We start from the raw sequence: 12,900 nt of genomic DNA, 5'->3' as shown, positions 1-12,900 counted from the left end.
GCGGGCTCCATATCGCCGAAGTGCTATGAGGCTGGAATAAGCGCACGGAAGCGCTGATCGGCTACGGGCCCACCAACTAAAAAGGGCCGAGCCCTGTACGCAAACAGGACTCGGCCCTTCATCAGCGGCATATCGAGCGGTGTCAGTGGAACGTGCGTCCCGCCCTGCCCTCAATGCTGCTGCGCGGTGCCCATCTTTGCGATCACCTGATCGACGATCTGTTCGGGCGTCAGCTCGATGCTGACCTCGATCGCTTCGTCCGGGCCCGGCTCCTCGAGCGTGTCGAGCTGGCTCTGCAGCAGCGACGGATCGAAGAAATGGCCGGTGCGTGTCTTCAGACGCTCGCGCAAGACCTCGAACGAACCCTTCAGATACACGAATCGCACGTCCGTGTCGTGCCCGCGCAGCACGTCGCGGTACGACCGCTTCAGCGACGAGCACGTGAAGACGGCCGTCTCGCCGGCCCGCTGCTTTTCCTCGATGGCCGCGCGGATCGCGCGCAGCCACGGCCAGCGGTCGTCGTCGGTCAACGGAATCCCGTGGTGCATCTTCTCCTTGTTGGCGGCGCTGTGAAACGCGTCGCCGTCGGTATAGCTGCACGACAGGCGTTGCGCCAGCATTTCGCCGATTCGCGATTTGCCCGCGCCCGACACGCCCATTGCGATCAAAATCATTGACTACCCCTTGTTACAGAACCATGCTCAGCAGCAACGTGAAGCCGAGGCCGAGCACCGAGATGATCGTTTCCAGCAACGACCACGTCTTGAACGTCTGACCGACCGTCATCCCGAAGTATTCCTTGATCAGCCAGAAACCGCCATCGTTCACGTGCGAGAAGATCAGGGAGCCCGACCCCGTGGCGAGCACGAGCAGCTCCGGGCTCACCGTCGTGCCGGCCGCGGCCGCGATCGGCGCGACGATGCCGCATGCGGTCGTCATCGCGACCGTCGCCGAGCCCGTCGCGAGACGCATCAGCGCGGCGACGAACCAGCCGAGCAGCAGCGGCGACAGGTGCGCGTGCTTCGCGGTTTCGACGATCTGCTGCGAAATCCCGCTGTCGCGCAGGACGCCGCCGAAGCCGCCGCCCGCGCCCACGATCAGCGTGATGCCGGCGATCGGCGCGAGACACTCGCCGCAGAACTTCTGGATCTGGTCGCGATTGAAGCCCTGCAGCTTGCCGAACGTGAAGAAGCTCACGAGCACGGCGATCAGCAGCGCGACGTCCGAATTGCCGGCAAAGCGCAGCAGGTTGTTCGGCAGCGACTTCGGCGCGAACACCAGATCGGCCCAGCTGCCGACGAGCATCAGCACGACCGGCAGGAGAATCGTGAACAGCGTGATGCCGAAGCCCGGCAGCGGACGCTCGCGGCCGCCGGCACGCGTATCGACGAACTGCGACGCGAGCGGATTGTTTTCGGCGAGCTTCACGAACTTCGAAATGGTCAGCGCGAACAGCGGACCGGCGATGATCGCGGTCGGCACGCCGACGATCAGACCGAACGCGATCGTCTTGCCGATATCGGCGCCGTATTGCTGAACGGCCAGCAGCGCGGCCGGGTGCGGCGGAATCAGCCCGTGCACGACGGACAGGCCCGCCACCATCGGCAGGCCGACGACGAGCAGCGACTTGCCGGTACGCTTGGCGACGTTGAACGCGATCGGGATCAGCAGCACGAAGCCGACTTCGAAGAACACCGGCAGACCGACGATGATCGCGACGAACATCATCGCCCAGTGGATGTTCTTCTCGCCGAACCAGTCGATCAGCGTGGTCGCGATCCGCTCGGCGCCGCCCGATTCGGCCATCATCTTGCCGAGCATCGTACCGAGGCCGACGACGATCGCGATATGGCCGAGCGTGCCGCCCGTGCCCGTCTCGAACGACTTGACGATCTTGTCCATCGGCATGCCGACGGCCAGACCGAGGCCGAGCGACACGATGATCAGCACCAGGAACGGGTAGATCTTGAAGCGCGCGATCATCAGGATCAGCGCGGCGATCGCGATCAGCGTGAATACGAGCAGCATGCTGCCTTGGACAGCCCCCATGTGGCACTCCTCCTTGGATTGTTCGAAACCGGGCGAGTGGTAGCGAGTATGCCCGGCTATGCAGGTCTCCGATACACGGGGGGTTCCCACCCCGTCAGGACGCTGAATTTTACTTATCTTTACGCCCCGCGGATAGAACCGGTTCCATCAGCAAAAACCCTCGGTAAAACAAGCACTAAGCGCTCGTTTACCGAGGGTTGGACGGTCACCGGATGCAAGTCTTAGCGCGGCAGCTGGCTGGCGGCTTGCGCGAGACGCGTGACTTCGGCCCAGTCCTGCGCGGCAAGTGCCGCCTTCGGCGTGAGCCACGAGCCGCCGACGCACACGACGTTCGGCTGTTTCAGGAAAGTCGGCGCGGTATCGGCCGTGATGCCGCCCGTCGGGCAGAACTTGAGCGTCGGGAACGGGCCGTGGAATGCCTGCAGCATCGGCACGCCGCCCGCCTGTTGCGCGGGGAAGAACTTGACGATCTCGTAGCCGAATTCGAGCGCCTGGATGATGTCGCTCGGCGTCATGACGCCCGGCAGCAGCGGCAGGTCCGCGTCGAGCGACGCGAGGTGCAGTTCCTTCGTCAGGCCCGGCGAGACGCCGAACTTCGCGCCCGCGCGCTTCGCCTGCGCGCAGTGCTCGGGCTTCGTGATCGTGCCGACGCCGACGACGATGTCGTCCGCGAGCTGGCTCGCGCGCTGGATCGCCTCGAGGCCGGCCGGCGTGCGCAGCGTGATCTCGAGCACCTTCACGCCGCCCGCGTGCAGCGCACGCGACACATGCTCGCCCTGCTCGACCGAGTCGAACGCGAGCACCGGAATGACGGGGCCCAGCTTCACGATTTCGGCAATCGTCTTCATCGATAACACTCCTTGATCTGGAAATTCATGCGGCGACGCGGGCGGCCGTTTCGCCGACCAGCGTCCCGAAAACCGATGCGCCCTGCTCGGCCGGCGCGGCCGCCGCGCGGAACACGCCGAACAGCTCGCGCCCGAACCCGACCTCGTTGTCGGCCTGATGCTGCGGCTGCGCGACGGGGCGCGCCTCCCATTCGGCGGCGTCGACCTCGATGTCGAGCACGCCGGCTTCCGCATCGATCACGAGCAGGTCGCCCGTCTTCACCTTGCCGATCGGGCCGCCGAGCAGCGCTTCCGGCGACAGATGGATCACGGCCGGCACCTTGCCCGACGCGCCCGACATGCGCCCGTCGGTGACGAGCGCGACGTGGAAGCCCTGATCCTGCAGCACGCCGAGCAGCGGCGTCAAACGATGCAGCTCCGGCATGCCGTTCGCACGCGCACCCTGGAAACGCACGACCGCGACGAAATCGCGCTTCAGCTCGCCGCGATCGAACGCCTCCTGCACCGCTTCCTGCGAGTCGAACACGATCGCCGGCGCCTTCACCTTGCGGTGCTCGGGCGCGACGGCCGAAATCTTGATCACGCCGCGGCCCAGCCGGCCCTGCATCAGACGCAGGCCGCCGTCCGGCTGGAACGGATCGCGAATGCTGCGCAGCACCTTCGTGTCGTGGCTCTCGGCCGCGCCGTCGACCCACGTCAGCTTGCCGTCGATCAGCTTCGGCTCCTTCGTGTAGTGCGACAGCCCCTTGCCGGCGACCGTCGTCACGTCTTCGTGCAGCAGGCCGCCTTCGAGCAGATTGCGCACGAGGAACGCGACGCCGCCTGCCGCGTGGAAATGGTTCACGTCGGCCTTGCCGTTCGGGTAGATCTTCGCGAGCAGCGGCACGGCGGCCGACAGTTCGTCGAAGTCGTTCCAGTCGATCAGCACGCCAGCCGCGCGCGCGATCGCGACGAGGTGTAGCGTATGGTTGGTCGAGCCGCCGGTCGCGAGCAGCGCGACGATGCCGTTGACGATCGCCTTCTCGTCGATCACGTGGCCGATCGGCGTGTACTGGCCGCGCTCGACGGTCAGATCGAGCACGCGGCGCGCGGCTTCGGCCGTCAGCGCGTCGCGCAACGGCGTGTGCGGATGGATGAACGCGGCGCCCGGCAGATGCAGCCCCATCAGCTCCATCAGCATCTGATTGCTGTTCGCCGTGCCGTAGAACGTGCAGGTGCCGTGACCGTGATAGGCGGCCGACTCGGCTTCGAGCAGCGCGTCGCGGCCGACCTGGCCCGTCGCGAATTGCTGGCGGATCTTCGCCTTGTCGTCGTTCGACAGGCCGCTCGTCATCGGGCCGGCCGGCACGAAGATCGTCGGCAAGTGGCCGAACTGCAGCGCGCCGATCAGCAGGCCCGGCACGATCTTGTCGCAGATGCCGAGGCACAGCGCCGCGTCGAACATGTTGTGCGTGAGCGCGATTGCCGTGCCCATCGCGATGGCCTCGCGCGAGAACAGCGACAGCTCCATCCCCGGATTGCCCTGCGTGATGCCGTCGCACATCGCCGGCACGCCGCCCGCGAACTGCGCGACGCCGCCGTTCTCGCGCGCGGCGGCCTTGATGATGTCGGGGAAGTCCTTGTACGGCGCATGCGCGGACAGCATCTCGTTGTACGACGAAACGATGCCGATATTCGGCTCGCGAATCGCCTTGATCGCGAATTTGTCGCTGCCCTCGAGACCCGCGAAGCCGTGCGCGAGGTTCGCGCACGACAGCGCGCCGCGCGCCGGGAACTTGCCTTGCGCGCCGTCGATGCGCTGCAGATAGGCGGAACGGGTCGATTGGCTGCGGGCGATCACGCGTTCGGTGACTTTCGCCAGAGTGGGATGCAGCGACGTCATGCTGGGCGCTCCTGTATGCCGGCCGCGCCGGCGGTTGGAATCGTGGGGACGGTCGATGCGTCGACCGAACGAACGCAGTCTAGTAGAAAAACTACACACGCGCAATGCGGTTTCGTCGTCGTGCAACGCGCATTCCCGCTAAGAGCCAATACCATATTAGTGAAAACCCTTATCCAGATGATCGCCTCTCGCGGCAAACCGTGCGGTTTCCGCTAGCATTTTCATGTAGATTTTCTACAATTCGACTGCGATACACTCGCTCATCCGAACCCGATTTCCTGCCTCTGCCCCATGTTGCCCCGTATCGAAGCGATCCGCGCCGAACTGCGCCCGTCCGAGCGCAAGCTCGCCGACTACATTCTCGCCGCGCCGCGCGAGGTGCTCGACCTCGCGATGACCGAGCTGTCGGCACGCGCGGGCGTCAGCCAGCCGACGATCGCGCGCTTCTGCCAGGCACTCGGCTGCAGCGGCTTTCGTGAGTTCAAGATCCGGCTCGCGCAGAGCGTCGCGCCCGGCGTGTCGTCGGTCTATCGCGACGTCGAACCCGACGAGCCGGCGCCCGGCATCATCGGCAAGGTGTTCGATCGCACGATCGGCGCGCTGATCGAGGTGCGCAACAGCCTGTCGGCCGGCAGCGTCGCCGAGGCGATCGCGCTGCTGTCGAATGCGTCGCGCATCGAGTTCTACGGTGCGGGCGGCTCGGGCATCGCCGCGCAGGACATCCAGCACAAGTTCTTCCGGCTCGGCGTGCCGAGCGTCGCGTATTCGGATCCGCACACGTTCTCGATGTCGGCCGCGCTGCTCGGCCCGCAGGACGTCGTCGTCGCAATCTCGAACACGGGCCGCACGCGCGACATCGTCGACGCGGCGCGTGCGGCGCTCGCGTGCGGCGCGAAGGTCGTCGCGATCACGCACAGCCACTCGCCGCTCGCGAAGCTCGCGACCGTCAGCCTCGCATCGAACATCGCGGAGGAAACCGACGTGTTTTCGCCGATGACGTCGCGCATGTCGCACCTCGCGATCGGCGACATCCTCGCGGTCGGCGTCGCGCTGTCGCGCGGGCCGGCGCTGATGGAACGCGTCGGCCGCGCGAAGGAAGCGATCACGCGCCGCCGGATCGACGACGGCGCGAAGGACTGAGGGCTCGCCGCGCACGACGCAAAAACAAACGGCGCCCCGAAGGGCGCCGTGCGCTTGCCGCGTATCGTCGGCCTGCGCCGCTCAGAACGGCTTGATCACGACCAGCGCGACCGCAGCCAGCATGCCGAGCACCGGCAGTTCGTTGAACACGCGATACCACTTGTCGGTGCGACGGTTCTCGCCGCGCTCGAACACCTTCAGCAGATGCCCGCAGTACGCGTGATAGACGATCAGCAGCAGCACGACCGTCACCTTCGCGTGAATCCAGCCTTGCCCCTGTCCGATGCCGATCACGAGCCAGAGCCACAAGCCGCATGCGAGCGCCGGCACCGCAATGAACGTCATGAAGCGAAACAGCTTGCGCGCCATCAGCAGCAGCCGGCGCACCGCGGCCGGATCGGTTTCCATCGCGAGGTTCACGTAGATGCGCGGCAGATAGAACAGGCCCGCGAACCACGCGGCGATCAGAACGATATGGAAGGTCTTGATCCAGAGCATCGCCATCGGTTTGCGCCTCGCTTCGCGTTACTGCCGGCCTTCGCCGTGCCCCAGCACCACGTACTTCAGCGACGTCAGCCCTTCGAGGCCGACGGGGCCGCGCGCGTGCAGCTTGTCGTTCGAGATGCCGATCTCGGCGCCGAGGCCGAACTCGAAGCCGTCCGCGAACCGCGTCGACGCGTTGACCATCACGCTCGCCGAATCGACTTCACGCAGGAAGCGCATCGCACGGTCGTGATCCTCGGTGACGATCGCATCGGTATGATGCGAGCCGTAATGGTTGATGTGCTCGATCGCCGCATCGAGCCCGTCGACGATCTTGATCGCGAGCACCGGCGCGAGATATTCGGTGTGCCAGTCTTCTTCGGTCGCGTCGACGAGCGGGCCGACGCCCGCATCGGCGAGCACCGCGCGCGCGGCCGCATCGACGCGCAGCTCGACCTGCTTGTCGCGATACAGCTTGCCGAGCGGCGGCAGCACCTTCGCCGCGATGCCGCTCGCGACGAGCAGCGTCTCCATCGTATTGCAGGTGCCGTAGCGGTGCGTCTTCGCGTTGTCGCAGACGGTCAGCGCCTTGTCGAGATCCGCGCGATCGTCGACGTAGACGTGGCAGATGCCGTCGAGGTGCTTGATCATCGGCACGCGCGCTTCGTTGATCAGCCGCTCGATCAGGCTCTTGCCGCCGCGCGGCACGATCACGTCGACGTATTCGGTCATCGTGATCAGCTTGCCGACGGCCGCGCGATCGGCCGTCTCGACGACCTGCACCGCATCGTGCGGCAGCCCGGCCGCCGCGAGCCCTTCGCCGATCAGTTTCGCGAGCGCGGTGTTCGATTCGAGCGCTTCCGAGCCACCGCGCAGGATCGTCGCATTGCCCGATTTCAGGCACAGTGCGGCCGCGTCGATCGTCACGTTCGGGCGCGACTCGTAGATGATCCCGATCACGCCGAGCGGCACGCGCATCTGACCGACCTGGATCCCGCTCGGACGGTACTTCAGATTGCCGATCTCGCCGATCGGGTCCGGCAGCGACGCGACCTGGCGCAGCCCTTCGACCATCGTCTTCAGTGCCTTGTCGGACAGCGTCAGCCGATCGACGAACGCCGCATCGAGCCCCTTTTCGCGCGCCCGCGCGACGTCGCGCGCGTTCGCGTCCTTCAGCGCCTGCGCATCGCGCTCGATCGCGCGCGCGACGGCCTCGAGCGCCGCGTTCTTCGCGGCGGTGCTGGCGCGCGCCATCGCGCGCGACGCGTGCCGGGCGCGGCGGCCCAGGTCGGTCATGTACTGATCGATGTCCATCGTGTGACTCGAGAAGCGAGCCGCGTGGCGCGGCATGAATTCGTGGGGCTGGCGTGGCGCGGCGCCCGGTGCGGCAGCGGGCAGGCTGCGCCAGCTTCGGAGCATTGTAAGCGGGTTGCGATGCGTACGCTGAGGCCCGGAACGGGACCTAACGCCGCACGCGACCCGCGGTCGGCGGTCGCTCGTGCTGCGGCCCGGCGACCGTCATCGCAAGCTGAAACAGCCCGTCCCACGGATCGGGCGGCGGATCGTCGTGCGTGCGGCGGCCGGGCGTCACGGCGGCGAGACCCTTGACCTGCCGGTCGAGCTTCGCGGCAAACGCGAGCGCCTTTTCGAGCACGGCTTCGGACACGCGGTTCAGCGCCGGACCGATCAGCCGCTCGCGCGGGCCCCATACGCGGTTCTCGCGCAGCAGCGTCGCGAGCGGCTTGCCGGCCGCGGTGCCGCGCTTGATCCGCAGCAGCGTGCGCAACTCCTCGACGACGGCCCACATCACGAGCACGATCGCCTCGCCCTCGCCCTTGAGCCCGTCGATCATCCGCGCGAGCCGCGCGGCGTCGCCGGCAAGCATCGCTTCGTTCAGCTTGAACACGTCGTAGCGCGCAACGTTCAGCACGGCATCGTGCACCTGCTCGAACGACAGCACGCCCTGCGGATAGAGCAGCCCGAGCTTCTGGATTTCCTGATGCGCCGCGAGCAGGTTGCCCTCGACGCGCTCGGCGATGAACTGCAGTGCGCGCCGGCCGTCGTCGCCGGGCGCGACGCGCTGCCCCTGCATCGCGAGACGCTGGCCGATCCAGTTCGGCAGCTGCGCGCGGTCGACCGGATCGATCTTCAGCGCGACGCCACCGTTCTGCAGCGCGGTGAACCACGCGGACTTCTGCGTGGCCGCATCCAGACGCGGCAGCGTGACGAGCATCAGCGCATCGGGATTGTCGGCGGCCGCCAGCGCCTTCAGCGCGTCGGCCCCTTCCTTGCCCGGCTTGCCCGACGGAATACGCAGCTCGATCAGCTGGCGCTCGCCGAACAGCGACATCGCCTGCGTCGCGCCGAGCAGCACGCTCCAGTCGAAGCCGCGCTCGACCGTATGCACCGAACGCTCGGTGAAGCCGGCCGCGCGCGCGGCCGCGCGAATGCGGTCGCACGCCTCCTGCGCGAGCAGCGGCTCGTCGCCGTAGACGGTGTAGAGCCCGGCCAACCCCTTCGCGAGGTGCGGCTCCAGTGCATCAAGTCGCAATTGCATCGGTGCGTGCGGCGGGGATCAAAGCGGCGGCGGCGGCAGCGGCGCGCGCGGCGCGACGCCCGGCACCACGTCTTCCGGACGCGGCGTCAGCGAATGCACGATCGCGAGGCGGCGCATCAGCTGATCGACCGCGTCGTTCTGCATGTCCGCGTACAGGATGTCCGCTTCCTGCGCCTTCGCGTTCGTGTACTGGTCGCTGTACGTCATCGCGCGGTTCAGCGCGATCGCGCTCGGCGGAATCAGCACGGTGCCGTCCTTGCTCGTCAGCGTGTAGTTCAGCGTGTAGAACAGCGCATATTCCTGCGCGGAACCGTACTGGTTCAGCGTCAGCGTGTTCTGGCCGCGCGACTCCCACATGCGCAGCACGGCATCGGCATCGTCGATAGACTTGACGATCTTCGTGTCGCTGCCGCCCTCGACGAGGCGCGTGAGCCGCGCCGACACCGGCGCCGGCGCACCGGCGATCAGCAGGTGCTTGAACGCGTAGTCCTGCTGGCCGCGCAACTGGAAACCGCATGCGGACAGCGCGACCGCGCTGCCGACGAGCATCAAAAACGATCTGCGGATCACCTTCGCTCCTTCTGTGTACGCCCGACGGCCGGCGGCCGTCAGACGACGATGTTCACGAGGCGGCCCGGCACGACGACGATCTTCTTCGCCGGCTTGCCTTCGCCGAACTTCGCGAACGCGTCGTCGGCCAGCGCCGCGGCTTCGATCGCCTCGCGGCTCGCGTCCTTCGCGACCTTCAGCGCGCCGCGCACCTTGCCGTTCACCTGCAGCACGAGTTCGATCTCGGCCTGCTCGAGCGCCGCCTCGTCGACCTTCGGCCACGGCGCGTCGAGCAGCGGACCGAATTCGTCGGCATAGCCGAGCGCCTTCCAGAGCTCGTACGTGACGTGCGGAACCACCGGATACAGCACGCGCAGCAGCACGCCGTACGCTTCGCGCAGCACGGCCGGCGTCGCGCCCTTCGCCCCGTCGATCGCGTTCAGCATCTTCATCGCGGCCGACACGACCGTGTTGTATTGCAGACGCTGATAGTCGAAGTCGGCCTGCTTCAGCACGCTGTAGATTTCGCGGCGCAGCGCCTTGTCGGCGTCGCCGAGCGCGGCCGCATCGAAGCCCGCGCGCGAGGCGAGCGCTTCGCGGTTCGCATAGCCGAAGCTCCACACGCGGCGCAGGAAGCGGCTCGCGCCTTCGACGCCGGCGCCCGACCACTCGAGCTGCTGCTCGGGCGGCGCGGCGAACATCGTAAACAGGCGCGCGGTATCCGCGCCGTACTGGTCGATCAGCACCTGCGGATCGACGCCGTTGTTCTTCGATTTCGACATCTTCTCGATGCCGCCGAGCACGACCGGCTGGCCGTCGGCGTTCAGCGTCGCGCCGACCGGGCGGCCCTTGTCGTCGTGCGTGACGGTCACGTCGGCCGGGTTGTACCAGGTCTTCTTGCCCGCCGCGTCCTCGCGATAGTACGTCTCGTTCAGCACCATGCCCTGCGTGAGCAGGTTCTTCGCCGGCTCGCCGAACTTCACGAGGCCGAGATCGCGCATCACCTTCGTCCAGAAGCGCGAATACAGCAGGTGCAGGATCGCGTGCTCGATGCCGCCGATGTACTGGTCCATCGGCATCCAGTAGTCGGTGCGCGCGTCGACCATCGTCTCGGCGTCCGGCGCCGTGTAGCGCGAGAAGTACCACGACGAATCGACGAAGGTGTCCATCGTGTCGGTTTCGCGCTTCGCGGCCGCGCCGCACTTCGGACACGTGCAGTTCAGGAACGCTTCGGACTTCGCGAGCGGGTTGCCCGAGCCGTCCGGCACGAGGTCTTCCGGCAGCACGACGGGCAGGTCCTGTTCCGGCACCGGCACGTCGCCGCACGACGGGCAGTGGATGATCGGGATCGGCGTGCCCCAGTAGCGCTGGCGCGAAATGCCCCAGTCGCGCAGACGCCACGTGACCTGCTTGTCGCCGAAGCCGCCCGCCTTCAGGTCGGCCGCGACCGCGTCGACGGCCGCCGCGTAGCCGAGGCCGTCGTACTTGCCGCTGTTGATGCAGACCGCGATGTCCTTGTCGCCGTACCACTCCTGCCAGGCGTCGAGCGAGTACGTATGGCCTTCAGCCGCGATCACCTGCTTGATCGGCAGGCCGTACTTCTTCGCGAACGCGAAGTCGCGTTCGTCATGGCCCGGCACACCCATCACGGCGCCTTCGCCGTAGCTCATCAGCACGTAGTTGCCGATCCACACCTCGACCGGCTCGCCCGTCAGCGGATGCGTGACCGAGAAGCCGGTCGCGACGCCCTTCTTCTCCATCGTCGCCATGTCGGCCTCGGCGACGCCGCCGCGCTTGCATTCGTCGATGAACGCCTGCAGCTCGGGCTTGCCCTGCGCGAGGCGCGTCGCGAGCGGATGCTCGGCCGCGATCGCGCAGAACGTGACGCCCATGATCGTGTCGGCGCGCGTCGTGAACACGCGCAGCAGCTGCTTCTCGCCGTCGAGTTCGTACGGGAAGCCGAAGTTCACGCCGAAGCTCTTGCCGATCCAGTTCTGCTGCATGATCTTCACGCGCTCGGGCCAGCCGAGGCCGTCGAGGTCGTTCAGCAGCTCGTCCGCGTACTGCGTGATGCGCAGGTAGTACATCGGGATTTCGCGCTTCTCGACGAGCGCGCCCGAGCGCCAGCCGCGGCCGTCGATCACCTGCTCGTTCGCGAGCACGGTCTGGTCGACCGGATCCCAGTTCACGGTTCCCGTCTTCTTGTATGCGATGCCCTTCTCGAGCATCTTCAGGAACAGCCACTGGTTCCACTTGTAGTAGTCGGGCTTGCAGGTCGCGATCTCGCGCGACCAGTCGATCGCGAGGCCCATCGACTGCATCTGGCCCTTCATGTAGTCGATGTTGTCGTAGGTCCACTTCGCGGGCGGCACGCCGTTGGCCATCGCGGCGTTCTCCGCGGGCATCCCGAACGCGTCCCAGCCCATCGGCATCAGCACGTTGTAGCCGTTCATCCGCAGATAGCGGTACATCACGTCGTTGATCGTGTAGTTGCGCACGTGACCCATGTGCAGCTTGCCGGACGGATACGGCAGCATCGACACGCAGTAGAACTTCGGCTTCTGCGCGTCTTCCTGCGTCTTGTAGGCATCGGCTGCGCGCCAGTCGCCCTGGGCGGCGGCTTCGACGTCGGCGGGTACGTATCTCTCGTGCATGGTGTGGTTCGGACTAGGCTTTATGCGACGCGACGGCTCGCGCGCGGAGTGGATCGAAAATCGTGCTGGCCCGGCGCAGGAACAAGGCGGGCCGTGCCGGGCCCGGCCGCCGGCGCCCGGTGCATCGCCGGAACGCCCACGCGGGCTCCGGATGACCAGGACAATCCTGCCGACCGGGAAAAACGTCGATTATACCGCCCGCGCCGGCGCGTAAGGCCGGTGTCGCGGGCATCGCGCATCGCGGCCGCGACGGCCACGAGCGCTGCGGGCGGCGTCAGTGCGCGGCCGGCGCAGCGGGCGCGGCCGGCCCTGCGGTGCCGGCGGGCGGCATGTCGGTGACGAAGCCGATTCGCGTGAGGCCCGCGGCCTGCGCGGCGCCCATCACCTGCGCGATCACGTCGTAGCGCGTCGCGCGCGACGCGCGCAGCCGCAGCTCGGGCGGCGCAGCGCTCGCGGCGGCCTGCCGGAAGCGCGCGGGCAGCGCCTCGAGCGCGATCGGCGTGTCGTTCCAGTACAGCTTGCCCGCATCGTCGATCGACAGCGTGACCGACTGCGGCGTGTCGCGCGCGACGCTTGCCGCGACCTTCGGCAAGTCGAGCCGGATCGCGTGCGTCATCAGCGGCGCGGTGATGATGAAGATGACGAGCAGCACGAGCATCACGTCGATCAGCGGCGTCATGTTGATCTCCGCCATCGGCGCGGACGTCTTGTGGTGCTCGAGTCCGCCGAATGCCATGA

General features: G+C 67.1%; 11 protein-coding genes. 1 reads left to right on the top strand and 10 read right to left on the bottom strand.

The features are described 5' to 3' along the window. Nucleotides 1–170: 170 nt before the first annotated feature. The 4 genes from NP80_RS15865 to edd form a co-directional block, all read right to left on the bottom strand. Nucleotides 171–674, bottom strand: coding sequence for a gluconokinase (locus NP80_RS15865; RefSeq protein ID WP_006400333.1), 504 nt, complete (start codon nucleotides 672–674; stop codon nucleotides 171–173). A gap of 13 nt (nucleotides 675–687) precedes the next feature. Then, nucleotides 688–2,049 (bottom strand): GntP family permease, encoded by a 1,362-nt coding sequence (locus tag NP80_RS15860; RefSeq protein ID WP_006400334.1) that lies wholly within the window; start codon nucleotides 2,047–2,049, stop codon nucleotides 688–690. Between the two features lie 221 nt (nucleotides 2,050–2,270). Then, complete coding sequence (gene eda / locus NP80_RS15855) at nucleotides 2,271–2,897, bottom strand: bifunctional 4-hydroxy-2-oxoglutarate aldolase/2-dehydro-3-deoxy-phosphogluconate aldolase (protein WP_006400336.1); 627 nt, start codon at nucleotides 2,895–2,897, stop codon at nucleotides 2,271–2,273. 25 nt (nucleotides 2,898–2,922) lie between these two features. After that, nucleotides 2,923–4,779: a phosphogluconate dehydratase gene (edd, locus tag NP80_RS15850; RefSeq protein ID WP_006409959.1), complete on the bottom strand. Its 1,857-nt coding sequence runs from the start codon at nucleotides 4,777–4,779 to the stop codon at nucleotides 2,923–2,925. Nucleotides 4,780–5,070: 291 nt separating this feature from the next. Between edd and NP80_RS15845 the strand changes: the two genes are divergently transcribed. Continuing rightward, the gene (locus tag NP80_RS15845; protein ID WP_006407566.1) at nucleotides 5,071–5,919 is read left to right on the top strand and encodes a MurR/RpiR family transcriptional regulator; all 849 of its coding nucleotides are present in this window, start codon (nucleotides 5,071–5,073) and stop codon (nucleotides 5,917–5,919) included. An 81-nt stretch (nucleotides 5,920–6,000) separates the two neighbouring features. Here NP80_RS15845 and NP80_RS15840 read toward each other — a convergent pair whose 3' ends face one another. From NP80_RS15840 to NP80_RS15815, 6 genes are all read right to left on the bottom strand, one after another. Next, the gene (locus NP80_RS15840) at nucleotides 6,001–6,423 is read right to left on the bottom strand and encodes a CopD family protein (protein ID WP_006400340.1); all 423 of its coding nucleotides are present in this window, start codon (nucleotides 6,421–6,423) and stop codon (nucleotides 6,001–6,003) included. Nucleotides 6,424–6,444: 21 nt separating this feature from the next. Continuing rightward, a complete protein-coding gene (locus NP80_RS15835) occupies nucleotides 6,445–7,716 on the bottom strand; it encodes a glutamate-5-semialdehyde dehydrogenase (protein WP_006407567.1) in 1,272 nt (423 codons plus the stop codon). A 148-nt stretch (nucleotides 7,717–7,864) separates the two neighbouring features. After that, nucleotides 7,865–8,959 carry a DNA polymerase III subunit delta gene (gene holA / locus NP80_RS15830; protein WP_006407568.1) on the bottom strand — a complete coding sequence of 365 codons (1,095 nt, stop codon included), beginning with the start codon at nucleotides 8,957–8,959 and terminating at the stop codon, nucleotides 7,865–7,867. Nucleotides 8,960–8,977: 18 nt separating this feature from the next. Further along, on the bottom strand, nucleotides 8,978–9,529 hold the full coding sequence (locus NP80_RS15825) for an LPS-assembly lipoprotein LptE (protein WP_006400343.1): 552 nt from the start codon (nucleotides 9,527–9,529) through the stop codon (nucleotides 8,978–8,980). A 38-nt stretch (nucleotides 9,530–9,567) separates the two neighbouring features. Further along, nucleotides 9,568–12,162: a leucine--tRNA ligase gene (gene leuS, locus NP80_RS15820; protein WP_006407569.1), complete on the bottom strand. Its 2,595-nt coding sequence runs from the start codon at nucleotides 12,160–12,162 to the stop codon at nucleotides 9,568–9,570. A 274-nt stretch (nucleotides 12,163–12,436) separates the two neighbouring features. Beyond that, nucleotides 12,437–12,898 (bottom strand): ExbD/TolR family protein, encoded by a 462-nt coding sequence (locus tag NP80_RS15815; RefSeq protein ID WP_006407570.1) that lies wholly within the window; start codon nucleotides 12,896–12,898, stop codon nucleotides 12,437–12,439. Between the last annotated feature and the right edge of the window lie 2 nt (nucleotides 12,899–12,900).

Source organism: Burkholderia multivorans ATCC BAA-247, assembly GCF_000959525.1.
Classification (GTDB): Bacteria; Pseudomonadota; Gammaproteobacteria; order Burkholderiales; family Burkholderiaceae; genus Burkholderia; species Burkholderia multivorans.
Note: the sequence above shows the minus strand (reverse complement) of the source record. Positions and strands in the feature narration are given on the sequence as shown.

Coding starts and splice junctions, on each gene's coding strand:
- NP80_RS15815 (WP_006407570.1), bottom strand. CDS start 12,898: ATGGCATTCGGCGGACTCGAGCACCACAAGACGTCCGCGCCGATGGCG.
- eda (WP_006400336.1), bottom strand. CDS start 2,897: ATGAAGACGATTGCCGAAATCGTGAAGCTGGGCCCCGTCATTCCGGTG.
- edd (WP_006409959.1), bottom strand. CDS start 4,779: ATGACGTCGCTGCATCCCACTCTGGCGAAAGTCACCGAACGCGTGATC.
- holA (WP_006407568.1), bottom strand. CDS start 8,959: ATGCAATTGCGACTTGATGCACTGGAGCCGCACCTCGCGAAGGGGTTG.
- NP80_RS15865 (WP_006400333.1), bottom strand. CDS start 674: ATGATTTTGATCGCAATGGGCGTGTCGGGCGCGGGCAAATCGCGAATC.
- NP80_RS15835 (WP_006407567.1), bottom strand. CDS start 7,716: ATGGACATCGATCAGTACATGACCGACCTGGGCCGCCGCGCCCGGCAC.
- leuS (WP_006407569.1), bottom strand. CDS start 12,162: ATGCACGAGAGATACGTACCCGCCGACGTCGAAGCCGCCGCCCAGGGC.
- NP80_RS15845 (WP_006407566.1), top strand. CDS start 5,071: ATGTTGCCCCGTATCGAAGCGATCCGCGCCGAACTGCGCCCGTCCGAG.
- NP80_RS15840 (WP_006400340.1), bottom strand. CDS start 6,423: ATGGCGATGCTCTGGATCAAGACCTTCCATATCGTTCTGATCGCCGCG.
- NP80_RS15860 (WP_006400334.1), bottom strand. CDS start 2,049: ATGGGGGCTGTCCAAGGCAGCATGCTGCTCGTATTCACGCTGATCGCG.